The organism is Aliiroseovarius sediminis (assembly GCF_022678485.1).
GTDB lineage: Bacteria > Pseudomonadota > Alphaproteobacteria > Rhodobacterales > Rhodobacteraceae > Aliiroseovarius > Aliiroseovarius sediminis.
Genome location: NZ_JALBYP010000021.1, coordinates 134,416 through 157,959, shown reverse-complemented (window position 1 = coordinate 157,959; position 23,544 = coordinate 134,416). Strand labels below are relative to the sequence as shown.

Here is a 23,544-nt window from a genome sequence, read left to right as displayed (position 1 = left end):
GGCGACGGCTCGTCGGAAAGTCATATAATCAGACACTCATCCCCCCCTAAGGTTCGTTTACATAGGTCGACAACGCCACGATGGAAACACCACCAGACGGATCGCGCGGCAGGCCCATTACCCAAGGTGTCGTGCCAAAGAACGGACTTTTGTTCACGCAGACGCGGATCAAAAGAAGATCGCCACTGCCGCCGGGACCATATTCAACGTTTTCCGGATCCTTGTAATCCTGAGTACGATCGACGCAGCCAATCGCGTCTGTCGGAAGGGCCCAGCTTGTGGTGTCGATCCGGCGAACATCGACGGAGATTTCCCTCAGGCAGTCCCCCAACAAAATCGTCTCGTTGCAGACGTTCAACTTGAACTCGTCCACAGTATTGGGGCGTTTATTGCCCAACCGCATACCGCGCACATTCAGATCGACAGCGCGTTCCAGCATCATTGAACGCATGCCGTAAATGCTTAGCTCGAAGGATGTCAGAAATAGGGTCAGGAACAGCGGAAACCACATCACGAACTCGATGGTTGCGTTGCCATCACGCGCCCGAAACCTGCGCCAAGCTTTCTGCAATACGTGTTTCATTCGTTACATTCCGTTGTTCCGCTCTGCAGTCCCTACACGGCAACAAAGCCAGCCAACATGCAGGAGGTCGCGTCTGATCAGATCAATTTATCAGCCGCAGCTTATTGATATCCTGAGCAATTTTTGAAAATACCTGCGACAGGTTTACGCTGCCGTGTTTTGTTACCTTGTAATGCAGACGCTTCTTGTCTTTCACCGACGCGCATTTTTGCATCGCATCGGTCGCGGTATTCGGTGTTTCCATTTCAATCGTATAGATCGTCATCCCCGCGTTCTTGGCAGCGGTGCACTGGTCCAGAAGACGTTGGTCAATGTCCCGATTTCCATCATTGTCGGAATCATTGCTGTTCGAGATCAGACGCCCCGGCGAATTCTTGCCTGCGGGCAACAGCCAATCAAACCTTTCGACAAATCCCCAGACAAAATCCATCGCCCAGAACTCTTCCCATGTCAGGTTATCCGGCGTTGCGACACGCGTCGGCTTGTAACGCGAGGGGTTCGGATCTGTCGCACAGACATATTTATACGACCCCCCAAAGCAATCGTCTGGGTCAGCTCCAAACGGATGATCGTGCCACTCTGTTCTGCGCGTCCGTCCACCAGAATAGTAAAACCAAAGATACTTGTCCGTGCTTGCGCGATAGATCGACATGATCTCTCGACTGTATTCTTTGCCTTGGTTCGTATACGGCGCATGTGTGACCGCAAACGGTGACGGCCCCGTGCGATAGCCATCATACAGGTGGTGATGATTGGTGTTCTGGCCATCGGTCATCAATACTAGGAACTTTGACGAAGCGGTCGTTCCCGAATTAAAAGGCCGTCCGCTGAATTCATTGCTGATCTTGTTGTCGTCAATCAGGCTGGTGATTGCCGGCTGTGCGTCGTGATGAAGAAGCGCCGCGCCCCATTTCAAACCAACATCAATGGCAGTATCACCCCTGGCTTCAAGCGCCTCAATTTTGGTTTTCATAGTTTCCGGCGAATGCTCAAACGCAACAACCTCGCGCCAGGAATCCGTGTGGCACGAGAGGAAGTCATCAGAGCTGGAGTTCTTATAGCTCCCGCCATATCGATAGAACTTTGCTGCCTGACGAATAATCCGATCCGATTCAAGAATTGGATCTGGATTTGATTTCACACCTGCTTGCTGGAATTCAGCATCTCGGAAAGTCACGCAATAGGCATCGTCTTGGGCATCGTGGCGCGTAAACTTGCTCAACAAAGTCTTGCCTACGTTCACCTGCGTTGAATATGGAACTAAGGAAAGAGACGTCTTGAAGTCATTAAGGGTGCAATCAGTGGATTTTGACCCATCGTTGGGATTACACAACAGCAAGTTGGAAAACTCTTTTGCAGCTTTGCGTAATTCATAAATCTTAGAGTTACCCGTCGTTGATCGGTTGTTCATCGACCCCGACACATCCACGACCAGCGAAATCTCGGTCAAGGTGTTAACCTTGGCGGCCGCACCCGAGGCCGGCGCGCTCAGATAACTGATACCAGGGGGGGTGCGCATGAACGGAAACGGATCATCCAGAAATGGTGTTCCAACCTTCATTCTTGCGCTGCCCGACACCATCGTTCCGTCTGACTTTACCGTTACGATCACATCTTCGGGTTTGATCATTCCTTCAAGGCCTGCGCGCTTGAAGTAATCCATGACGACACCCTTGCGATCATTTTCCTGATCGGGGTGGGCAGCGGCCAGAAGGGCGCGGTCAAGCGTCGCCTGCAAGCGGGTGCGCTGCAATTCGTATCGCATCAGGTCAATGGACAGGCCCGACACGATCAACAAGATCATGAACAGAAACATCGTCAGGATGAACATCGCGCCGTCTTCGTCACGGGCAAATCTTCGGGCGCGACCAACAAGCAGAATATCTTTCAAACCCGTTTTCAGTCCGCCCAAGCCGTTGTTATGGCGCGCCATGTCGATTTCCCTTCCCATGCCCCCGCACGGTAACAATTCACGAATACAAACATTTCTTAACCTTCCGATATAAACTCGGCGGCTATGGCAAAACTAAGGCAACTTCCGATCAAAAGCGAGTTAACTCGACCAAATGCCCTCTATTGTCCGCGACTGGACGACAGAAAGGGGGCGCGGCGCACTTTGACCCCAAAAGGTACACCAATTGTCAACCGAAAACGGGGGGTGGCTTTGTTGGCAATTCGGCCTACCCTGCCTGAACAAGCGCCGCAGGCAAGCGATTCTGCGGCGGTGCAGAAACGTACGCAGAGGTGCCGAAATGGCTGATATGGCTGAAATCAAAGAGCCGAGTTTCAGAGAATCCGTTAACCTGATGTTTGACCGCGCGGTTGGACTCATGGACATTCCCAAAGGCTTGAAAGAAAAAATTCGCGTCTGTAACGCCACCTATACCGTGCGTTTCGGCGTGCGCTTGCGGGGTGAAATCCACACCTTCACCGGATACCGATCAGTTCATTCGGAACATATGGAACCCGTCAAGGGCGGCATCCGCTATGCGTCGGCGGTGAACCAGGACGAGGTCGAGGCGTTGTCAGCGCTTATGACGTTCAAATGCGCGCTCGTAGAAACGCCCTTCGGTGGTTCGAAAGGTGGGCTGTGCATCAACCCACGCGACTATGAGGAACACGAGCTGGAGCTGATCACCCGCCGCTTCACTTACGAATTGGTAAAACGTGACCTGATCCACCCATCCCAAAACGTCCCTGCCCCCGACATGGGCACAGGCGAGCGCGAAATGGCTTGGATCGCTGACCAGTATGCTCGCATGAACACCACCGACATCAACGCGCGCGCCTGTGTCACCGGCAAGCCCACCCATGCCGGCGGCATCGCAGGCCGGGTCGAGGCAACCGGACGCGGTGTCCAGTATGCGCTGCGGGAATTTTTCCGCCATCCCGACGATGTGGCCAAAGCCCATTTGAGGGGCAAGCTCAAGGACAAACGCATCATCATTCAGGGTCTGGGTAATGTGGGTTATCACGCCGCCAAGTTCCTGACAGCCGAGGACGGCGCAAAGATCACCGGGATTGTAGAATGGGACGGAGCGCTGACCGATCCAGACGGGCTGGACGTGGAAGCGGTGCGCCAATGGATCACCGAAAATGGTGGCGTTAAAGGATATGGCGACGGCGAATTCGTCGAAAATGGGCCGTCCGTTCTGGAAGCGGAATGCGACATCCTGATCCCCGCAGCGCTTGAGGGTGTCATCAACCTTGGAAACGCCGATCGGATCAAGGCCCCCCTGATCATCGAGGCCGCGAACGGCCCGCTGACCTCGGGCGCTGACGAAATCCTGCGCAAGAAAGGCACTGTCATCATCCCCGACCTTTATGCCAACGCCGGCGGTGTGACCGTCAGCTACTTCGAATGGGTAAAAAACCTGAGCCATATCCGATTCGGTCGGATGCAGCGCCGGCAGGAAGAGGCGCGCCACCAACTGGTGGTGGACGAGTTGGAGCGGCTGGACCGTTACCTTGGCGATGCGTGGTCCATGACGCCGCAGTTCAAGGAGAAATACCTGCGCGGCGCGGACGAGCTGGAGCTTGTACGCTCGGGCTTGGATGACACGATGCGCACCGCCTATCAGAGCATGCGCGAGGTATGGCACGCCCGCGACGATGTGCCCGACCTGCGGATGGCGGCCTATATCGTGGCCATCAATCGGGTCGCGGCAAGCTATCGCGCCAAAGGGCTTTAAGCCCCACGCCCCCTTCGCGTGACACGCGAGGGGGGTGCACACAAGGTCGAAACGACGCTTTTATTGCCGCAGCCGTTCGGCGTTGGCCGCATCCTGAATCGACCAGTATTGCAGCGCATCTCGAATGCCCTCTGCGGCCCGCCTGCGCCAGTCCTCGTCCTGCAACAGCTTGCGATCACGCGGCGATGATAGAAATCCCAGCTCGATCAAGACCGATGGAATATCAGGCGCCTTCAGGACCGAAAACCCTGCCTTCATGCGGGGCGTCTTATAGGTCGATCCGGTCGCAGAAAAGATCCCTTCGACCAGCGTATCGGCCAACGCCTCGGATCGCGGTGTGGTCTCGGTTCGTGCCAGATCCATCAATACCAGCGCGACCTCGTCCGATTGTCGGGTCAGGTCGACACCGGCCAGAATATCCTCGCGGTCATGGCGTTCGGCAAGGGTTTGCGAGGCCGCATCGCTGGCCGCATCCGACAGGGTGTAAACGGTCGCGCCTGTTGCCCGCCCCTGCGCCAGTGCATCGGCATGAAGCGACAGAAACACATCCGCGCCCGCACGACGCGCGATGGTTACGCGTTCCTCAAGCGGCACGAACACGTCACGGTCGCGGGTCAGAACGACCTTGAACCCGCCCGCCCGCAAAAGTATTTCTTTCAATTCCCGCGCGAAGGCTAACATCAGGTCGGCTTCGACAACGCCGCCACGCTCGGCCCCCGGGTCAATGCCGCCGTGACCGGGGTCAAGCACCACCACCAGATCACCAAACCCCGTCTGTCGCGTCTTGGGCGACGGCATCGGGCGCGGTGCGGGCGTGGCGAAGACCGCGCTGTTTGGCGCACCGGTGGTTGCGGCGAACTCCTCTGCCGAAGCATGGGCAAGCTCAAGCCGCATGGTTGTCGGATCGCCTGCCTGAACAGGCCCGCGCATCGCCGCCCGGTCAATCACCATCGGGCTGGCAAGGGACAGCACCAGCCGTGTCCAGCCGGGCCGGTATAGACCCGCACGGATGTCGGTAAACTTGTCCGACCCCGCCAGAACGGCGTCAGCATCCAGCCCCGCCCAATCGAGTTCCGAGAAATCCAGGATCACCCGCGCCGGATCATTCAGCGTAAAGACCCGCCACGGTACCGTTCGCGTCATCGCGATATCGACCGCCACGCCGCGCCACCGATCGGACACGGTAACACCCGACCCGGACAGACGTGCGAAACCCGTGAGGGTTTGCGGCGACGCGATTGGGGCGGCTGCAGTGTTTGGATTGGGCCGGGGCTTCTGTTGCGTCGCAGGCGGCAGTGTCGTTGACGTAGCAACATCGGACTGCGCCCGCTCGGGTCGCGGTCGTGGCAAAATAGAGGTCGCGGGGGCAAGGCCTTGCCTATTCGCGTTGGCGCCGGCCGATATGGGCCAAAAAGCGCCCACACCTGCCATAAACCCAACTGCCAGCAAGACCGCCCCTGCCCCGCGCTGCGTTCGTCTCGTCATGCTGAGTTAATCCTGCCCGTGCCTGTTTGGCGCAACCATATCAAGCGCCGGGCAGAACGTCAGCCATGAATGACGCGCGCGGTCAGCTTTCCTCGCGTTTCGTGGCGATGATCTGCTCCATCTGCTCAAGCGGCATATACCCGCGCGCCATCGTGTCGTGCATGACGAAGGCTGGCGTGCCGGAAATCTGCAACCGCTGTCCCAGCGCCCGGTTCTCGGCCAAGATCGCATCGACCTCGGGGTCGTCCATGCCGTCAGCGATGGCCTGTCCGTCCAGCCCCAGATCGTTGCCCAGTTTGACCAGGCTGTCGGTCGTGACCGGCCCGCGCACGGTAATCAGGGCGTCATGCAACTTGGCATAAGCGTCTTCGCCAAACAATTGCTGGCCGGCGATCGCAAATCGCGCCGACAACATGCTGGCCTCGCTGAGGATCGGAAACTCTTTCAGGACCAGGCGGATACCGTTGTCCTTTTCCAAAAGCTCCTGCACGACCTCGTAGGATTTGCGGCAATAGCCACATTGATAATCCACGAACTCGACAATCGTGATATCGCCCTCGGGATTGCCCGCCACATGGGAAAAACCGTCGTCAAACAGCGCCTTTGCGTTGACACGCACCAGGTCGGCATCCATCGTTTCCTGGGCATCGGCCTGGCGTTGTTCCAGCACGCCGATCGCCTCCATCAGCACTTCGGGGTTGTCCATAAGATAGGCACGTACTTCGTCGCGGAAAGCGTTGCGTTCGTCATCCGTCATGCTGGACAGATCAAGCGAAGTGCCCGGCAGGGCCGAGGCCATTGTCAGCGCGGTGGTCAAGGCCAGGGTCCGTGTGAATTTCATGTCGTTCGTCCGTTCTTGTTTGGTCGCACCACGTGGGCGCGCGAATATACTAGCAATCGGGCGTGCCGTGTAACTGCACAATCCCGCGATCACCACGCGTTTATGCCATTGGCGCAGCGCTGCCAACCAGCGACCTGTCCCGTGACCTGCGACAAAATCCGCGAATGGCCCCATTGACTTTGTCCTACGCCAAGGGCACCCACACGGACGCGCAGTATGATGAGGACGCCATGAAAAGCTCTAGCCGCGGTATTGTCGATCCGTTTATTGTCATGGATGTGATGGAGGCCGCCCGCGCGGCCGAGGCCTCCGGGCGCCACATCATTCACATGGAAGTGGGCCAGCCATCGACCCCTGCACCGGACAAGGCCCGCGCGGCACTGGTGGATGCGATGGGCGGTGACGCGTTGGGCTATACCGTATCCCTTGGCCTTCCGGCACTTCGAGATGGCATCGCAAAGCTTTATAAACACTGGTATCATCTGGACATTGACCCCAACCGCGTGGTGGTCACACCCGGCAGTTCGGGCGCGTTCATCCTGGCCTTTACCGCGCTGTTTGACGCGGGCGACAAGGTGGGGCTGGGCGAACCCGGATACCCGTCCTATCGCCAGATCCTGAAAGCCCTGAACCTGACACCGGTGGGCATTCCGACCCGCGCGGAAAACCGCCTGCAACCTGTTCCGTCCGAAATCCCCGGCGACTTGGCCGGGCTGATCACCGCCTCGCCCGCCAACCCGTCGGGCACGATGCTCGACCATGCAGCGCTTGAGGGGTTGATCAGCACCTGCCACGCGCAAGGCACCCGCTTCATTGCGGATGAAATCTATCACGGCCTGCAATACGAGGGCCGCGCGGTGTCGGCGCTTGAGGTGTCGGACGATATCTATGTGATCAACAGTTTCTCGAAATATTTCTCGATGACCGGTTGGCGCGTGGGTTGGATGATCGTGCCCGAGGATCACGTGCGGCTGATCGAGCGTCTGTCGCAAAACATGTTCATCTGCCCCTCGCATGCCAGCCAGATCGCCGCAATTGCCGCGCTGGACGCGCGGGACGAGCTGGACGCGAACCTGACCACCTATGCCGCCAATCGCCAGCTGATGATCGAGGAACTGCCGAAGATCGGCTTTGACAAATTCGCCCCGCCGGATGGCGCGTTCTATATCTATGCCGATGTCAGCGACCTGACCGATGACAGCCGCGCCTTTGCCGCTGAAGTCCTTGACAAGGTGGGCGTCGCCCTGACTCCGGGGCTGGATTTCGACCCCAGGCGCGGCCACCAGACGCTGCGGTTTTCCTATGCCCGTTCGACCGAGGACATCCGCGAAGGGCTGCGGCGGCTTGCTAAGTTCATGCAGGCGCGACGGTAACGCCACTGCCGTTTGTCGCGTAAGCGTTGGATAAGGTGACAAACGGGAAGTGGGTGCCTTAATAGATGCCGTTTTCGCGCTGCACCGCGCGGATGAAGGTGATGACGTCCGCGATCGCGGCGCGGGTGATGCCTTCGACCGGGGCCATGTTGCCAAACTTCCAATGATGCGCGCGAACGCCCTGCTCGGCAGCCATGTAAAAGGCGACATCGGCGTGGTGGGACGGCTCGTAAACTTTGTGAATCAGGGGCGGCCCGGCCCCGTCGCGTCCGCCGCCAGTGTCACCGTGACACGATGCACATTTGGCCTGAAAGACCTTCTGCCCGATCGTCTCTTGCCCTTCCAACCGGGGCATACGCACCGGGACAAGCTGGTCGTCGGTGGGGGTGGTCGTCGATGCCATGTCTGCGGCGCCTGCCCCATCGTCGGACGGCGCGGCCAATCGTGACAAGGCAAGCCCCGCCAGCGCCACCGCAACAAGTGCGATGCCAGCGTAAACGGTTTTTGATCTGGGTTGGCTCATGAGTTCCCCGATTTCGTTAAGGTGTTCACCATTTTGAGGGTTCCACCAAGGGGAAGGTCAACCGGTTTTTTGCGCCTTACGCGACCGAAGACTGCGCCGCAAAACCCGGCCCGGTCCCGCGATTGCCAACCCAATCCCGCGCCGCGTCGCCAAAGGCCGAAAACAGCACCCGCGACACAGGGTCCTGCGTTGCGTTGTATTCCGGGTGCCATTGCACCGACAGGGTGAAACCGGGCGCGTCTTTGATCACAAGCGCCTCGGGCGTCCCATCGTCGGCATGGCCTTCGATCCCGATGCGGTCTCCGGCGGTCTTGATCCCCTGCCCGTGCAACGTGTTGGTGCGCACGCAGGTGGACCCGAACAACCGGTGAAACACGCCGCCCTTCTCGAAATGAACATCGTGGCGGATGGCGAATTTTTCCTCAAGCGTGCCATCAGGTGGCATCCGGTGATTCATGCGCCCCGGCAGATCGCGGATTTCGGGGTAAAGCGTGCCGCCCATGGCGACGTTCACCTCTTGAAATCCGCGGCAGATGCCGAAAAAGGGCTGGCCTCGGTCAACGCAAGCGCGGATCAGGGGCAAGGTGATAGCGTCGCGGCAGCGGTCAAATTCGCCATGTGCCGGGGTCTCGTCCTCGCCATATTCAGCGGGGTGAACGTTGGGGCGACCGCCGGTAAACAGGAAGCCATCGCAGGTATCGAGCAGTTCTTCGACCGTGACCAAAAGCGGATCCGAGGGCACGATCAGGGGCAGGCAGCCCGCAACCTGCGCCACCGCTTCAGAATTCATCGTCCCGCCCGCATGGGTCGGATATTGGTCATTGATCAGATAGGAATTTCCAATGATTCCAATGATGGGCCGTCTCATGCCTGCTCCGAATTTGCGTCGATTGCACGAGGGTAATAGAAGTCGGTCCGCTGGGCAACGCCGCGGCTGTGTCAGCCTTCGGGCACCAGTCCTGCGGCGACGATGCCTACCTCACCTGCCGCAAGGTCATTTTCAGACGTGTCGCCCGACACGCCCAGACCGCCGATAATGTCGCCTTCGGAATTTCGCACAACAAACCCGCCTGGCACCGGCACAAGCTTACCACCATAGGCCGCGTTGGCCGCCGCTATGAAATAGGCCTGCGCTTCGGCGCGGTCACGTTGCGCGGTGCCGCCAATCCCCAGCATGACCGAGCCATAGGCCTTGCCATGCGCCAGATCGAACCGACCGACCGGCGCACCATCTGATCGTTCAAACGCAATCACATGGCCGCCCGCATCAACGACAGCGACCGATAGTGGCTTCATCTTGGCCTTTTCGGCGTGGTTCAGGGTTTCCCGCACGATGATCCGTGCGGTTTCCAGTGAAATCCTGTTCATATGTCTCCTCCCTTGGTTGGCCTACCCCACGCTTTCTGCCTTTTTAGCCAGTCGATGCGCGTGTAGCATGGGTTCAGTATAACCGGATGGCTGCGCGCGGCCATCAAATACCAGTTCACACGCCGCTTTGAAGGCTTCACCGTCAAAGCCGGGCGCCATAGGCTCGTAGGCCGGGTCGTCCGCATTCTGGCTGTCGACCTTTTTGGCCATGGCGCGCATGGCGTCCATCACCTCGTCTTCTGAAACCACGCCGTGGTGCAGCCAGTTAGCAAGCGCCTGGCTGGAAATCCGGCAGGTCGCGCGGTCTTCCATCAAGCCTACATCGTGAATATCCGGCACTTTTGAACAGCCCACGCCCGCATCCACCCAACGCACCACATAGCCAAGGATACCTTGAGCGTTGTTTTCCACCTCGTCCCGGATTTCGGCGTCAGACCAGTTCACGCCTTGCGCAACGGGGATGGTCAGCAGATCGTTCAGCGTGCTGCGCGACCCCTTGGCGGCAATCTCGTCTTGGCGGGCCAGCACGTCGACACGGTGATAATGGGTGGCATGCAGTGTGGCCGCCGTCGGGCTTGGCACCCAGGCGGTGTTCGCACCCGCTTCAGGATGGGTGATCTTTTCGGCCAGCATATCCGCCATAAGGTCCGGCATCGCCCACATACCCTTGCCGATCTGCGCGCGCCCGCGCAGCCCGCATGCCAGTCCGATATCAACGTTGCGATCTTCGTAGGCGCCGATCCAGGCGGTGTCTTTCATGTCGCCTTTGCGCACCATTGGCCCAGCTTCCATCGAGGTGTGAATCTCGTCGCCCGTGCGATCAAGAAAGCCCGTGTTGATGAAGGCCACGCGGTGCTTGGCGGCGCGAATACATTCCTTCAGGTTCGCACTGGTGCGCCGTTCCTCGTCCATGATCCCCAGCTTCACGGTGTATTGCGGCAGACCCAGCATCGCCTCGACCCGAGTGAAGATTTCATCCGCAAAAGCAACTTCTTCCGGCCCGTGCATCTTGGGCTTCACCACATAGACCGACCCTTTGACCGAATTGCCACCTTCACGCATCAAATCGTGCATCCCGATCAGAGTGGTGACGACGGCATCCATGATCCCCTCGGGCACTTCGCGACCGTCGCGGTCCAGAATGGCAGGGTTGGTCATCAGGTGACCCACGTTACGCACCAACATCAACGCGCGGCCCTTGTGGGTTATGGGCGTGCCGTCCGGCGCCGTGTAGTCAACGTCATCGGCGAGCTTGCGGGTGAAGCTTTTGCCGCCTTTCGTGACCTCTTCGGTTAGCGACCCGTCCATCAGGCCCAACCAGTTGGAATAGGCCAACACCTTGTCTTGCGCATCAACGGCGGCCACGCTGTCTTCGCAATCCATGATCGCGGACATTGCGCTTTCCAGACGGATGTCCGAGATGCCCGCGCGGTCCTGCTTGCCCACGGGCGTTTGTGAATTCAGATTAATTTCGATCAGCAACCCGTTGTTTTGCAGATAAACCCGACCTTCGGCATGGCCTGCAAACTGCGTGGAATCTGCCAGTGTAGGAGCCAGCACACCGTCTTTGACAGACAGCGCCTCAAGCTCGGACCAACTGCCTTGGACCAGCGGCACGGCCTGATCCAGAAACGCACGCCCCCACGCGATCACGCGCGCGCCATGTTCGGGATCATACCCCCCTGCTTTGGGGGCTGCGCCAAGCGCATCGGTGCCGTAAAGCGCATCATAAAGGCTGCCCCAACGCGCATTGGCCGCGTTCAGGGCAAACCGCGCGTTCATGATCGGCACGACCAGTTGCGGGCCGGGAACTTCGGCAATCTCGGGGTCCACATTGGCGGTTTCAATCTGGAAATCGGGGCCTTCGGGAACCAGATAGCCGATGTCGCGCAGGAAAGCCTGATAGGCTTCAGCGTCGTGCGGTTGCCCGGCCCGCGCAGTGTGCCAGTCGTCGATCTGGCGCTGCAAATCTTCGCGCTTTTCCAGCAGCGCGCGGTTCTTTGGGCCAAGCTCATGGATGATATCTGCAAAACCACGCCAAAAAACATCGTCTTTCAGACCAGTCTTTGCCAGCGCGCGGGTTTCCAGAAAATGCACCAACTCGCGATGCACTGATAATCCTTTGCGGTCGATATAGTCGCTCATCCCAAGCCCCTTTGCCCAACATTTCTGAATTTGCAGTAGACTCTCGCATACCGCCCAGAATCGCAAGTGGGTATTCTTGGCTGCCAGTCAAGCAAACCTTAACCGAAAACCTCGGACACCTGCCGCCTTGCAGCCCCCTTCGCACGGGTCTAACCTGCCGACTTGGACCCGAGCGGAAAGGACACCCGATGACAGACGCAACCCCGCAGCCAATCTATCTTGCCGACTATACGCCGCCCAACTGGCTTATCGAAGGCGTGTCTCTGACCTTTGTGCTGGACCCGACCGCGACGCGCGTACGCTCGACCATCCGATTCACGCCGAACCCCGACGCCACGTCGCGCACGTTTTTCCTGCACGGTGAACAGCTTGAGCTGATCCGTGCAGCTATCGACGGAAATGAGATCACGCCCAAGATGGTTGAAGGCGGGCTGACCGCCGACGTGCCTGACCACGCGTTCACATGGGAATCCGAGGTTGAAATCAGCCCCGAAACCAACACCGCCCTGTCCGGCCTTTACATGTCGAACGGCATGTATTGCACCCAGTGCGAGGCCGAGGGCTTTCGCCGCATCACCTTCTATCCTGACCGCCCCGACGTGATGGCCCCGTTCAAGGTGCGGATCGAAGGCGACATGCCGGTGCTATTGTCCAACGGCAACCCCTCCGGGTCGGGCGATGGCTGGGCCGAATGGCATGACCCGTGGCCCAAGCCCGCATATCTTTTCGCGCTGGTGGCTGGCGAGTTGATCGCGCGGCAGGACAGTTTCACCACCATGTCGGGTAAAAAGGTGGACCTGAAGCTTTGGGTGCGCCCCGGTGACGAAGTAAAAACAGCCTTCGGGATGGAGGCGTTGAAAGCCTCGATGAAATGGGACGAAGAGGTTTACGGGCGCGAATATGACCTTGATATCTTCCAGATTGTCGCCGTTTCCGATTTCAACATGGGCGCGATGGAAAACAAGGGATTGAACATCTTTAACACCTCGGCTGTGCTGGCCAGCCCCGAAACATCAACGGACGCGAACTTCGAGCGGATCGAGGCGATCATCGCGCATGAGTATTTTCACAACTGGACCGGCAACCGGATCACCTGCCGCGATTGGTTCCAACTGTCGCTGAAAGAGGGTCTGACCGTGTTCCGCGATCAGCAATTCTCAGGCGACATGCGGTCCAAGGCGGTGTGTCGGATCAACGATGTGTCTGCCCTGCGCGGTCGCCAGTTCCGTGAAGACAACGGCCCGCTGGCGCATCAGGTTCAGCCTGACAGCTTTGTTGAGATCAACAATTTCTATACCGCCACCATCTATGAGAAGGGCGCAGAGCTGATCGGCATGATGAAAACGCTGGTCGGGGACGAGGAATATTACAAAGCGCTGGACCTGTATTTTGAACGTCATGACGGCGAGGCGGCGACCATTGAAGATTGGGTGCGGGTGTTTGAGGATAACACCGGACGTGATCTGACCCAGTTCCGCCGCTGGTATAAACAGGCTGGAACACCGCGCCTCAAAGTCACGGATGACTTCAATGATGGCAGCTATACGCTTCATTTTGAACAAGAAACACCGCCCACGCCCGGGCAGGATGAAAAGCTACCACAGCATATCCCAATCGCCCTCGGCCTGATCGGCCCCAACGGCGACGAGGTGGTCACGACTCAAGTGTTGGAACTGACCGAGGCCAAGCAAAGCTTCACCTTCGACGGGCTGGGCGCGAAGCCCACGCCTTCCATTCTGCGGCATTTCTCGGCGCCCGTGATCGTGCAGCGCGACAGCTCACCTGCGGAACGCGCGTTCCTGCTGGCCCATGACACCGACCCCTTCAACAAGTGGGAAGCCGGGCGCACGCTGGCCAAGGACGTGCTGATCGCGATGGTGACAGAAGACGACGCGCCACTGTCCGAATATCTTGACGCGCTGGCGGTGATGCTGCGCGACGACAGCCTTGACCCGGCCTTCCGCGCGCTGACGCTTGATCTGCCGGGCGAGGACGATCTGGCGCAAACGCTGTTTGACGCCGGGCTGACGCCTGATCCGACCAAGATCTACCAGACCCGCGAAACCTTGAAACAGGCGATGGCCGAGCATCTGCAAGACACGCTGCCGCGCCTGTCATCCGAGATGGACGTGGACGCCCCCTTCAAACCCGACGCCGAACAAGCGGGCAAACGTGCGCTGGGGCTGGCGCTTTTGCAGCTGACCAACCGTCTGGATGGCGGCGCGGCGGCTCAGTCGCTATATGACAGCGCCGATAACATGACCCATCGCCTTGGCGCGCTTGGCTGTCTGCTGGATGTCGAAAAAGGGAACGGCGCCCTGACGGACTTCCGCAAGCGGTTCGAAGGTGACGAGTTGGTCATGGACAAATGGTTCAGCCTTCAGGTGGCCCACGCCGCCCCTGACAAGGCGGCAAATGTGGTCGAGGTTCTGACCAAAGATCCCGCTTTCAACTGGAAAAATCCCAACCGTTTCCGCGCCGTGTTCGGGGCTTTGATGATGAACGCGGCGGGCTTCCATCATCCCTCGGGCGACGGCTACAGGCTGTTTGCTGATTGGCTGATCAAGCTTGATCCGGTCAACCCGCAAATCGCGGCGCGCATGTCATCGGCGTTCGAGACATGGCGGCGCTATGACGCCGACCGGCAGGACATGATGACCACCGCCCTGAAGCGCATCAAGGCGACCAAGGGGCTGAGCCGCGACAGTCAGGAAATGATCGGGCGCATATTGGGCGACGATTGACCTGTTCAGCAGCAGCCCGCCTGTTTTGCCTTAACGCCCCGCGCTGGTCGCGGGGCGCGCGACCAATCCCCCTATACGGGCGTAACTCCCCGTTGACCCGGCTAAATGTTGGAGCAATTCATGCGAACGACACGCGACCGTATTCGTCATGCTATAAGCTTTGAAATCATCGGAATCCTGTTGGTGGTGCCACTTGGATCACTGACCTTCGGTATTGGCGCGCTGGATGTGGGCGTCGTGACCATCGCTGGCGCGACCATCGCAACCCTCTGGAACTATATCTATAACGTGTTGTTTGATCGGGCGATGCTGCGGATCAGGGGCCATGTACACAAAACCATCGCCCTGCGCATGCTACACGCCGTCTTGTTCGAGGGCGGCTTGCTGGTTTTCACTTTGCCTGTGATGGCCCTGTATCTGGGTGTCGGTCTGTGGCAGGCGCTGATGCTGGATTTGGCCTTCGTGGTCTTTTATCTGGTATATGCGTTCGTCTTCAACTTAGCCTATGACAAACTGTTTCCTATTCCTGACCCTGTGATCGACTGAAGACACCCGGCCCAATCGGTCAGCGTGCCGCGCAGTAGTTCTGGTCGCTGATCCATTCGCGCATTCCGTTGCGTTTGCGCTTGGAATGGAACGGCCCCCAGTCTGCGGCCACGCCCCGCATACCCTCGGACACGACATTGTCGCGGGGCACGGTCACTGACAGAATGCGCACGGCGCAGCTTAGGTTAAGCTCACCTTTTTTCAGGTCTGCCCCCGACTTTGCCTGACAGCCATATCCGCGTGCCGTGGCGGGCAGGATTTGGACAAGGCCAAACCATTTGCCACCACCGCCGACGATGGCCGGGCGCCATGTGCTTTCGTAAAACGACAGGGTGGACAGAAGCCCGGCCCAAAATGCGTTGCGCCCCTTCTTGCCCTGCGTTTTGTAGCCTGGACACCAAGTGTCGATATCGGCGGGCACCGTTTCAGACAGGATCGCCCCGTGTGTTTCAAGCGCACTCATGGTCGCCTTGGTCCAAGAGGCCGCTTGCGGCTTCTCATCCCATTTCATCGTCAAAACCGGCGTGCGCACCCCTCGCGTACCGAACATTTCGCTGGCCTGTGCCGTCGGCGCAATCATCATCGCTGCGGCCAAGCCCAAAATCAGTCGTTTCATCGTCCCCTCACTCAGGTCCGTTTACATTCCCAATCAAGTCATCGCGGGCCTTTACGGAGGGCGGTTGCATAAAGCAACTTTCACAATCCAAGGCACGCGGAAATTGGCGAAACATCGCTGATATTCCATATTTGCAAGGCCGCTATGCGCCCGCCTTTTCCACCCATGCCAGAAAAGACCGCCATTCCGACGCGACCACACACGCGGGCGTTGAGGTGCGCGCGAACCCGTCGCCCCTTGCCCCCTGCGCACGCCTGCCCTAGAAGGCCAGCAGATCAAGAAACACGGGAACTGCGCACATGCTGGATCATCTCGCCTATGAAAGCCCAACCGTCAAAACGATTGCCGGGGCGAAGGAAGATTGGGAACTGGTCATCGGGATGGAAATCCACGCTCAGGTCAGCTCGAACGCCAAGCTTTTCTCAGGTGCCTCGACCACATTTGGCGCTGAACCCAATTCGAACGTGTCCTTCGTGGATGCCGCCATGCCCGGCATGTTGCCGGTGATCAACGAATATTGCGTGGAACAGGCGGTGCGCACGGGACTGGGCCTGAAGGCGGATATCAACCTGTTTTCGGCCTTTGATCGCAAGAATTATTTTTATCCTGACCTGCCGCAAGGCTATCAGATCAGCCAGCTTTACCACCCCATCGTGGGCGAAGGCGAAGTGATCGTGGACATGGCTCCGGGGATCGCCCGCAAGGTGCGCATCGAGCGTATTCACCTTGAACAGGACGCAGGAAAATCTGTCCATGACATGGACCCGAACATGTCGTTTGTTGACCTGAACCGCACTGGTGTTGCGCTGATGGAAATCGTCAGCCGCCCCGACATCCGCGGCCCGGAAGAAGCTGCCGCCTTTGTCACCAAGCTGCGCCAGATCCTGCGCTATCTGGGCACGTGTGACGGCAACATGCAAAGCGGCAGTATGCGTGCGGACGTCAACGTGTCGGTCTGTCGTCCGGGGCAGTATGAGAAATACATGGAAACGCAGGATTTCGGCCATCTTGGCACGCGGTGCGAGATCAAGAATATGAACTCGATGCGGTTCATTCAGGCGGCCATTGACTTTGAGGCCCGCCGCCAGATCGCAATTTTGGAAGATGGCGGCGAGATCACGCAGGAAACCCGGCTGTATGATGCCGACAAGAACGAAACGCGGTCGATGCGATCCAAGGAAGAAGCGCATGACTATCGCTATTTCCCCTGCCCCGACCTGCTGCCGCTGGAGATAGAGCAAGATTGGGTCGACGAGATTGCCAAGAACCTGCCCGAACTGCCAGACGAAAAAAAGGCCCGCTTTGTCAAAGACTTCAGCCTGTCGGAATATGACGCGGGCGTGTTGACCGCAGGCGTGCGCAACGCGGCGTTTTTTGAGGCCGTCGCCGAGGGGCGCGATGGCAAGCTGGCCGCCAACTGGGTTATCAACGAATTGTTCGGTCGGCTGAAAAAGGACGACAAGACCATCGCTGACAGCCCCGTGTCGCCCGCGCAATTGGGCGGCATCATCGAACTGATCACCAAGGGCGACATTTCGGGCAAGATCGCGAAGGATCTGTTTGAAATCATCTATACCGAAGGCGGCGACCCGGCCGAGATCGTTGAAACCCGTGGCATGAAACAAGTCACCGACACCAGCGCCATCGAAGCCGCCGTGGACGAGGTGATTGCCGCCAACCCTGCGCAGGTCGAAAAGGCCAAGGAAAACCCGAAACTGGTCGGGTTCTTCGTGGGCCAGGTCATGAAAGCCACCGGCGGCAAGGCCAACCCCAAGGCAGTGAACGAGATCGTCGTGGCCAAGCTGGGCCTTTGAGTCCTGTCGTTTACTGACCCATTAAAAATGGCGTCTCTGGGGCGCTTCTTTCTTGTCAGCAAAACCATAAAACGGGGCCAGCGCGGCCCCGTTTTGCATCCGGGATATTACAGACCCGGCAGCATCCGCGTCAGGCCGCGTTCGCCAAAGGTCGCGCCGCGTTTTGCACCGAACGCGTATTCGACACCGAAACCGACATAGTTCGTCGAGGCATCCAATGTCACACCGTAGTAGTCGGCGCCCATGCCAAACGATCCGACTTCGCCAAAGACCGAGAACCGGTCAGCCGCTGCATAACTGGCACGCAGGGCGGTTTTGTGGATGTTGAAGTCACCATCAAAATCAACCCGATCATAGGCGACACCAATGGCGAAACGGTCATTGATGTTATAGTCGGCAGCCAGCCCGAACGCTGTGCCCGATACGCCAGCTTCTTCCCCGTGCCCGATATAGGCTTCTAGATCCAGCGCGCCCATCTCGTGGCCGACTTCCGCGCCGTAAAGATCCAGCGACGTACCGTCGATGTCTTCGCGGCCATAGAAGGCACCAACCGAGGTGACGTCGCTGACGTGGAAGATGGCATGAACCGTGCCGGTGGTCACGCCATCATCGGCAAACCCAAATTCATAGCGCGCAAGGTCGAATTGCATCGAAAACGCGCGGGTAAACCCAACTTCGACCGATCCCTCGATGGCAACACGTGACAGGTCGGTGTCCTCGGTGAAGGCAGAATAGCTCAGCGATACATCGCCGCCGGTAATCTCGACAGCAAGGGCGGGCGCGGCGGCCAGCGTGGCGGCCCCAATCGTGGTGATCAGAAAGGTAGAAGTCTTGGTCATGTTGGTCTCTTGTTCACTAAAGGTTTACTACGCGTCCAGAGGCGCCATGACCGAAAAAACACGCCACATCACCACCCGGCAAGTCGCTGTTAACAAAGGTTAATGACCCCGGCCAGAGGACGTAGAAAATTGTCGGATTGATTGTGCCCACGGATAGTTAATGCGCTGTTTTGGCAACAACCCCCGACCATGACCCCGGCCCCTGCCGTTGCGCGCAAACTCGCTTGGCGGCGGGATCAGGTCTGGCCCCGCAGGCGATCAACTGTTAAGGAACGCGTCTGCACCAACCAGACCAGAGTGACCCCATGTTCGAATACGAAGTCATCCCCGCCCCGCGCAAAGGCAAGAAAGCCCGCGGCGTCAAATCCAGCGAAGCACGCTTTGCGCTGGCCATGACCGACCTTCTGAACGACATGGCCGCCGATGGGTGGGAATACCAGCGCACCGATACGCTGCCCAGCGAAGAACGCGCGGGCCTGACGGGGCGTTCCACGACCTATCAGAACATGTTGGTGTTCCGCCGCCCATTGGACCATGTCAGCCCCGAAGTCGAACTGTCCCCAACACCCGCGCTTGATGCCAGAAGCAAGGTCGAAGAACCCAACACTGCGCCCGCCCTTCCATCAGCCGATCAGGCGAACCAAGTGGGCGACTCCGCGCCAAATATCACCCGCGACGAGGCTTGAAAGCGGCGCGTTACGTTCCCACATCCAGCGCAAGGGCGTGGATCTGGCCCACCAGATCGGGCCCCAGTGCCTTGTGAACGGCGCGGTGGCGTGCCACGCGCGACATACTGCCGAACACAGGCGCGCGAATGATCACGCGGAAATGGCTTTGCCCACCCTCTTGGTATCCGGCATGGCCCCGGTGACTTTCGCTTTCATCAATCACTTCAAGGTGTTGCGGCGAAAAGCTAGTATCCAGCGCCTGATGAATTTGCTCTGCTCTGGTCATTTGTTGCCCTTTCCCTCTTCAATCGCCACCAAAAAAGAGTAAACTCTCTGGTCCGAGTCGAAAAGGGTGTTCCCATGTCCAATAGCGATCCATTTGGTTTTGATATGTCCGTGTCTGCGGCAAAGAAGAAGAACCCGCGCGGCAAACGCGGGATGTCGGGGGCGTTCGAAACCTCGAAACGGGTGTGTGAGCATGAGGGCTGCCAGGAAGCCGGGCAATACCGCGCGCCGCGATCGCCCGATCATCTGGACGAATTCAAGTGGTTCTGCAAAGATCACGTACGGGAATATAACCTGAAGTGGAACTTTTTCGACGGCTCGTCTGAGGAAGAGTTGCACGAACAGTTCGACAAGGACCGCGTCTGGGAACGTGAAACCAAACCGTTTGGCACGAAGGCCGAGCAACGTGCATGGGCGCGTCTGGGCGTGGATGACCCACATCAGGTGCTGGGCGAAAACGCCACGCGCAATCCCGGCAAGTCGATCACCGGAACCCGTAAGCTGCCCCCCAAGGAACGCCGCGCGGTCGAGATTCTGGAGGCCAAGGACCACTGGACGAAGGCCGAGATTCGCAAGACTTACAAGAAGCTGATCAAAGTCTTGCATCCGGACATGAACGGCGGCGACCGCTCGCAGGAAGAACAGCTGCAAGAGGTCGTCTGGGCCTGGGACCAGATCAAGGAAAGCCGCAGCTTTCGGTGATGCACATTCGCGTGTTTCGGTCGCGCGGTCAGGCTGAGGCAGGGCAAGGGGCTTTGCCCCTCTGCGCTGCGCGCATTCACCCCAGGATATTTTCGGCCAGAAGAAGCACCGGGCGGGGCGGCTGACGGCTGCTTTCAAAACGAGCGTCGCGGGGCGTCGCAAATCTGGCCCCTTCCCCTTGAACCCGGCTCGTTCATCGGGCATCACACTCGGGTTGCGACGCGCGAGGCAAAAGGAACTACACATATGGCTGACGGCACACAGGACATGAACGCAAAACCCACCGAAGACGTTTCGGTTCGTGAGGTTTTCGGCATCGACAGCGACATGAATGTCAAAGGCTTTGCCGACCGCATGGATCGCGTGCCCGAGATTGATCCCACCTACAAGTTTGATCCCGACACGACGCTGGCCATCCTTGCGGGCTTTACCCACAATCGCCGCGTGATGATCCAAGGCTATCACGGCACGGGTAAATCGACCCATATCGAACAGGTCGCGGCGCGTCTGAACTGGCCTACGGTTCGGGTGAACCTGGACAGCCATATCAGCCGGATCGACCTGATCGGCAAGGACGCGATCAAGCTGAAAGACGGGATGCAAGTCACCGAGTTTCAGGAAGGCATCCTGCCGTGGGCACTGCGCACCCCGACCGCGATTGTGTTTGATGAATATGATGCAGGCCGTCCCGACGTCATGTTCGTCATCCAGCGTGTGCTGGAGCATGACGGCAAGCTGACCCTGCTGGACCAGAACGAGGTGATCACCCCTCACCCGTCCTTCCGCCTGTTTGCGACAGCCAACACCGTGGGTCTGGGCGACACGACCGGACTGTATCACGGCGTGCAGCAGATCAACCAAGCGCAGATGGACCGTTGGTCGCTGGTCGCCACGCTGAACTATCTGAGCCATGATGCGGAAACCAACATCGTGCTGGCAAAGAACCCGTTTCTAAATACCGAAAGTGGGCGCAAGACGGTCAGCCAGATGGTCACCGTCGCTGACCTGACCCGCACCGCGTTCATGAATGGCGATCTGTCCACTGTGATGAGCCCACGGACGGTGATCAACTGGGCACAGAACGCGCATATTTTCCGCTCGGTCGGTTATGCGTTCCGCCTGTCCTTCTTGAATAAATGTGACGAACTAGAGCGCCAGATCGTCGCCGAGTTCTATCAGCGGTGCTTTGACGAGGAACTGCCGGAGAGCGCGGTGAGCATGAGCTTGGGTTGACGCGGAAACCCGCGATATCAACATGCACCGCCCGGGCGCAAGACCGGGCAGCGCCGACCCGCCCCCATTGGGCGGCGCTTTCGCACGACCCCGCGGGTCTTTGCAGTCCTAAGCGCAACAAAGCAGCAACCAAATGAAAAAACCATCCGACAACCCTGCTGATCCGTTCAAAAAAGCGCTCGCTGAGGCGACGAAGACGCTTGCCGATGAACCGGAACTGTCGGTCAGCTTCACGGTGGATCCGTCGGGGGTCACGAAGGACGCGATGCGGCTGCCTCAGGTCACGCGGCGGATGACCAAGGAAGAGGTGTTGTTGGCGCGCGGCACCGCAGATGCCTATGCGATGAAGCTGCGCTATCACAACGACGCGACGCACGCGAAATACGCGCCCGCCAGCGGAATGGCGCGCGAAATCTACGAGGCGATGGAAACCGCCCGGTGCGAGGCGATGGGCGCGCGCGATATGCCGGGCACGGCGGGCAATATCGACGCCAAGATCGAAAGCGACGCGATGCGCGCGGGCTTTGACCAGATCACCGCCGCCGCCGACGCGCCGCTTGCAACCGCGGCTGGATACCTGATGCGGCATCTGGCAACCGGGCGCGACATACCGCCCGCCGCAGCGAATGTGATGAACCTGTGGCGCGACTTTATCGAAGGTCAGGCGGGCGATCATCTGGACGATCTGGGCGAGAAACTGGAAGACCAACAGGCCTTCGCCCGTTTCACCCGCCAGATCATCGAAGATTTGGGCTACGGCGATCAACTGGGCGACGACCCCGACAACGAGGATGATCAGGCCGACGAAGACGCCATGTCCGAGGACGACCAGACCGAGGATGATCAACAGAGCGAGCAATCGCCCGATGAGGATGAGGCAGAGGCCGATCCCGAACGCGCCCAAGACGAACAGATGGACCCGTCTGAAGCCCAGGTCACGGTCGATGACATGGCCGAGGACGAGATGGGCGACGAAGCGGAAATGCCCGAGGCCGAAGCGCCGCTGGAGCCCCCCTCGCCCCCACCGGCTTCCGATGCCGACCCCGAATATCTGGTTTATAGCAACGAGCATGATGAAGAGATCATGGCCGAAGATCTGGCCGAACCGGCCGAGCTGGAACGCCTGCGCGCCTATCTGGACCAGCAGTTGGAGCCCTTGAAGGGCGCAGTCAGCCGGTTGGCCAACAAGTTGCAGCGCCGCTTGCAGGCGCAGCAAAGCCGCTCGTGGCTGTTCGATCTGGAAGAAGGCATCCTGGATGCGGGCCGTCTGGCCCGCGTGGTCGCCAACCCCACCACGCCCCTGTCCTTCAAGCAGGAAAAAGACACCGAGTTTCGCGACACCGTGGTAACGCTGCTTCTGGACAATTCAGGGTCCATGCGCGGCCGTCCAATCTCAATCGCTGCGATTTGTGCCGATGTTCTGGCGCGCACGCTGGAACGCTGTCAGGTCAAGGTCGAGGTGCTGGGCTTCACCACCCGCGCGTGGAAGGGCGGGTTGGCGCGTGAAAAATGGCTGGGCGATGGGCGCCCGCAGCAACCCGGACGCCTGAATGATCTGCGTCACATCATCTACAAGAAGGCCGACGCGCCGATGCGCCGCACGCGCGACAATCTGGGTCTGATGATGAAAGAAGGCCTGTTGAAGGAAAACATCGACGGCGAGGCACTGGAATGGGCGTATCGTCGGATCGTGGCCCGACCCGAACAACGAAAAATTCTGATGGTGATCTCGGACGGGGCGCCGGTGGATGATTCAACACTGTCCGTTAACCCCGCGAATTACCTGGAAAAACATCTGCGCGACGTTATCGAAATGGTCGAAAAGCGCAAGCAGGTTGAACTGCTGGCGATCGGGATCGGCCATGACGTGACGCGCTATTACGACCGCGCGGTAACCATCACCGATGTCGAACAACTGGCAGGCGCAATGACCGAACAGCTTGCATCGCTGTTTGATGCGGACCCGCGTGCGCGCGCCCGCGTCATGGGCATCAAGAAGGTCATCTGACCCCCTTTTCACCGCTGGCGTTTCACGGCATGGTGCGTGCGATTGCGGCCCGGTTTCCGGGCGCGAGCCCCACCCATCC

General features: G+C 59.0%; 20 protein-coding genes. 9 read left to right on the top strand and 11 right to left on the bottom strand.

Annotated features, from left to right (window positions below):
• Positions 1–46: 46 nt before the first annotated feature.
• On the bottom strand, positions 47–583 hold the full coding sequence (locus MN186_RS03175) for a TadE/TadG family type IV pilus assembly protein (protein ID WP_242111453.1): 537 nt from the start codon (positions 581–583) through the stop codon (positions 47–49).
• 82 nt (positions 584–665) lie between these two features.
• Positions 666–2,414, bottom strand: coding sequence for a TadE/TadG family type IV pilus assembly protein (locus tag MN186_RS03170; protein ID WP_255743734.1), 1,749 nt, complete (start codon positions 2,412–2,414; stop codon positions 666–668).
• Positions 2,415–2,844: 430 nt separating this feature from the next.
• On the opposite strand from MN186_RS03170, the gene MN186_RS03165 reads away from it, so the two are divergent.
• A complete protein-coding gene (locus tag MN186_RS03165; protein WP_242112710.1) occupies positions 2,845–4,275 on the top strand; it encodes a Glu/Leu/Phe/Val family dehydrogenase in 1,431 nt (476 codons plus the stop codon).
• 60 nt (positions 4,276–4,335) lie between these two features.
• On the opposite strand, the gene MN186_RS03160 is transcribed toward MN186_RS03165, so the two are convergent.
• Complete coding sequence (locus tag MN186_RS03160) at positions 4,336–5,457, bottom strand: N-acetylmuramoyl-L-alanine amidase (RefSeq protein ID WP_242111451.1); 1,122 nt, start codon at positions 5,455–5,457, stop codon at positions 4,336–4,338.
• 385 nt (positions 5,458–5,842) lie between these two features.
• Positions 5,843–6,601: a DsbA family protein gene (locus tag MN186_RS03155; protein ID WP_242111450.1), complete on the bottom strand. Its 759-nt coding sequence runs from the start codon at positions 6,599–6,601 to the stop codon at positions 5,843–5,845.
• A 230-nt stretch (positions 6,602–6,831) separates the two neighbouring features.
• Here MN186_RS03155 and MN186_RS03150 point away from each other — a divergent pair, with 230 nt between their 5' ends.
• Positions 6,832–7,974: a pyridoxal phosphate-dependent aminotransferase gene (locus tag MN186_RS03150; RefSeq protein ID WP_242112709.1), complete on the top strand. Its 1,143-nt coding sequence runs from the start codon at positions 6,832–6,834 to the stop codon at positions 7,972–7,974.
• Between the two features lie 58 nt (positions 7,975–8,032).
• Here the strand turns inward: MN186_RS03150 and MN186_RS03145 are convergent, their stop codons facing one another.
• From MN186_RS03145 to MN186_RS03130, 4 genes are all read right to left on the bottom strand, one after another.
• Positions 8,033–8,497 (bottom strand): c-type cytochrome, encoded by a 465-nt coding sequence (locus MN186_RS03145; RefSeq protein WP_242111448.1) that lies wholly within the window; start codon positions 8,495–8,497, stop codon positions 8,033–8,035.
• 76 nt (positions 8,498–8,573) lie between these two features.
• Positions 8,574–9,365 carry a gamma-glutamyl-gamma-aminobutyrate hydrolase family protein gene (locus MN186_RS03140; protein WP_242111445.1) on the bottom strand — a complete coding sequence of 264 codons (792 nt, stop codon included), beginning with the start codon at positions 9,363–9,365 and terminating at the stop codon, positions 8,574–8,576.
• Between the two features lie 71 nt (positions 9,366–9,436).
• Complete coding sequence (locus MN186_RS03135; protein ID WP_242111444.1) at positions 9,437–9,865, bottom strand: GlcG/HbpS family heme-binding protein; 429 nt, start codon at positions 9,863–9,865, stop codon at positions 9,437–9,439.
• A gap of 21 nt (positions 9,866–9,886) precedes the next feature.
• Entirely contained in the window at positions 9,887–12,010 is a 2,124-nt protein-coding gene (locus MN186_RS03130; RefSeq protein WP_242111443.1) for a malate synthase G, read from the bottom strand.
• 188 nt (positions 12,011–12,198) lie between these two features.
• Here MN186_RS03130 and pepN point away from each other — a divergent pair, with 188 nt between their 5' ends.
• The gene (pepN, locus tag MN186_RS03125; protein WP_242111441.1) at positions 12,199–14,754 is read left to right on the top strand and encodes an aminopeptidase N; all 2,556 of its coding nucleotides are present in this window, start codon (positions 12,199–12,201) and stop codon (positions 14,752–14,754) included.
• A gap of 120 nt (positions 14,755–14,874) precedes the next feature.
• Positions 14,875–15,300 (top strand): PACE efflux transporter, encoded by a 426-nt coding sequence (locus MN186_RS03120; protein ID WP_242111440.1) that lies wholly within the window; start codon positions 14,875–14,877, stop codon positions 15,298–15,300.
• Positions 15,301–15,319: 19 nt separating this feature from the next.
• Here the strand turns inward: MN186_RS03120 and MN186_RS03115 are convergent, their stop codons facing one another.
• Positions 15,320–15,916 carry a transglycosylase SLT domain-containing protein gene (locus MN186_RS03115; protein WP_242111439.1) on the bottom strand — a complete coding sequence of 199 codons (597 nt, stop codon included), beginning with the start codon at positions 15,914–15,916 and terminating at the stop codon, positions 15,320–15,322.
• Between the two features lie 299 nt (positions 15,917–16,215).
• On the opposite strand from MN186_RS03115, the gene gatB reads away from it, so the two are divergent.
• Positions 16,216–17,730, top strand: a complete 1,515-nt coding sequence (gatB, locus tag MN186_RS03110) for an Asp-tRNA(Asn)/Glu-tRNA(Gln) amidotransferase subunit GatB (RefSeq protein ID WP_242111438.1) — start codon at positions 16,216–16,218, stop codon at positions 17,728–17,730.
• A gap of 107 nt (positions 17,731–17,837) precedes the next feature.
• Here gatB and MN186_RS03105 read toward each other — a convergent pair whose 3' ends face one another.
• A complete protein-coding gene (locus MN186_RS03105) occupies positions 17,838–18,569 on the bottom strand; it encodes a porin (RefSeq protein WP_242111436.1) in 732 nt (243 codons plus the stop codon).
• Positions 18,570–18,874: 305 nt separating this feature from the next.
• Between MN186_RS03105 and MN186_RS03100 the strand changes: the two genes are divergently transcribed.
• Positions 18,875–19,255, top strand: coding sequence for a DUF4177 domain-containing protein (locus MN186_RS03100; protein WP_242111435.1), 381 nt, complete (start codon positions 18,875–18,877; stop codon positions 19,253–19,255).
• A 10-nt stretch (positions 19,256–19,265) separates the two neighbouring features.
• On the opposite strand, the gene MN186_RS03095 is transcribed toward MN186_RS03100, so the two are convergent.
• A complete protein-coding gene (locus tag MN186_RS03095) occupies positions 19,266–19,523 on the bottom strand; it encodes a BolA family protein (RefSeq protein WP_242111434.1) in 258 nt (85 codons plus the stop codon).
• Between the two features lie 74 nt (positions 19,524–19,597).
• Between MN186_RS03095 and MN186_RS03090 the strand changes: the two genes are divergently transcribed.
• The 3 genes from MN186_RS03090 to cobT all read left to right on the top strand — a co-directional run bounded on the left by MN186_RS03090 (position 19,598) and on the right by cobT (position 23,465).
• Complete coding sequence (locus MN186_RS03090; protein ID WP_242111433.1) at positions 19,598–20,224, top strand: DnaJ domain-containing protein; 627 nt, start codon at positions 19,598–19,600, stop codon at positions 20,222–20,224.
• A gap of 246 nt (positions 20,225–20,470) precedes the next feature.
• On the top strand, positions 20,471–21,457 hold the full coding sequence (gene cobS / locus MN186_RS03085) for a cobaltochelatase subunit CobS (RefSeq protein ID WP_242111432.1): 987 nt from the start codon (positions 20,471–20,473) through the stop codon (positions 21,455–21,457).
• Positions 21,458–21,590: 133 nt separating this feature from the next.
• Positions 21,591–23,465 carry a cobaltochelatase subunit CobT gene (cobT, locus tag MN186_RS03080; protein ID WP_242111431.1) on the top strand — a complete coding sequence of 625 codons (1,875 nt, stop codon included), beginning with the start codon at positions 21,591–21,593 and terminating at the stop codon, positions 23,463–23,465.
• Positions 23,466–23,544 lie beyond the last annotated feature (79 nt).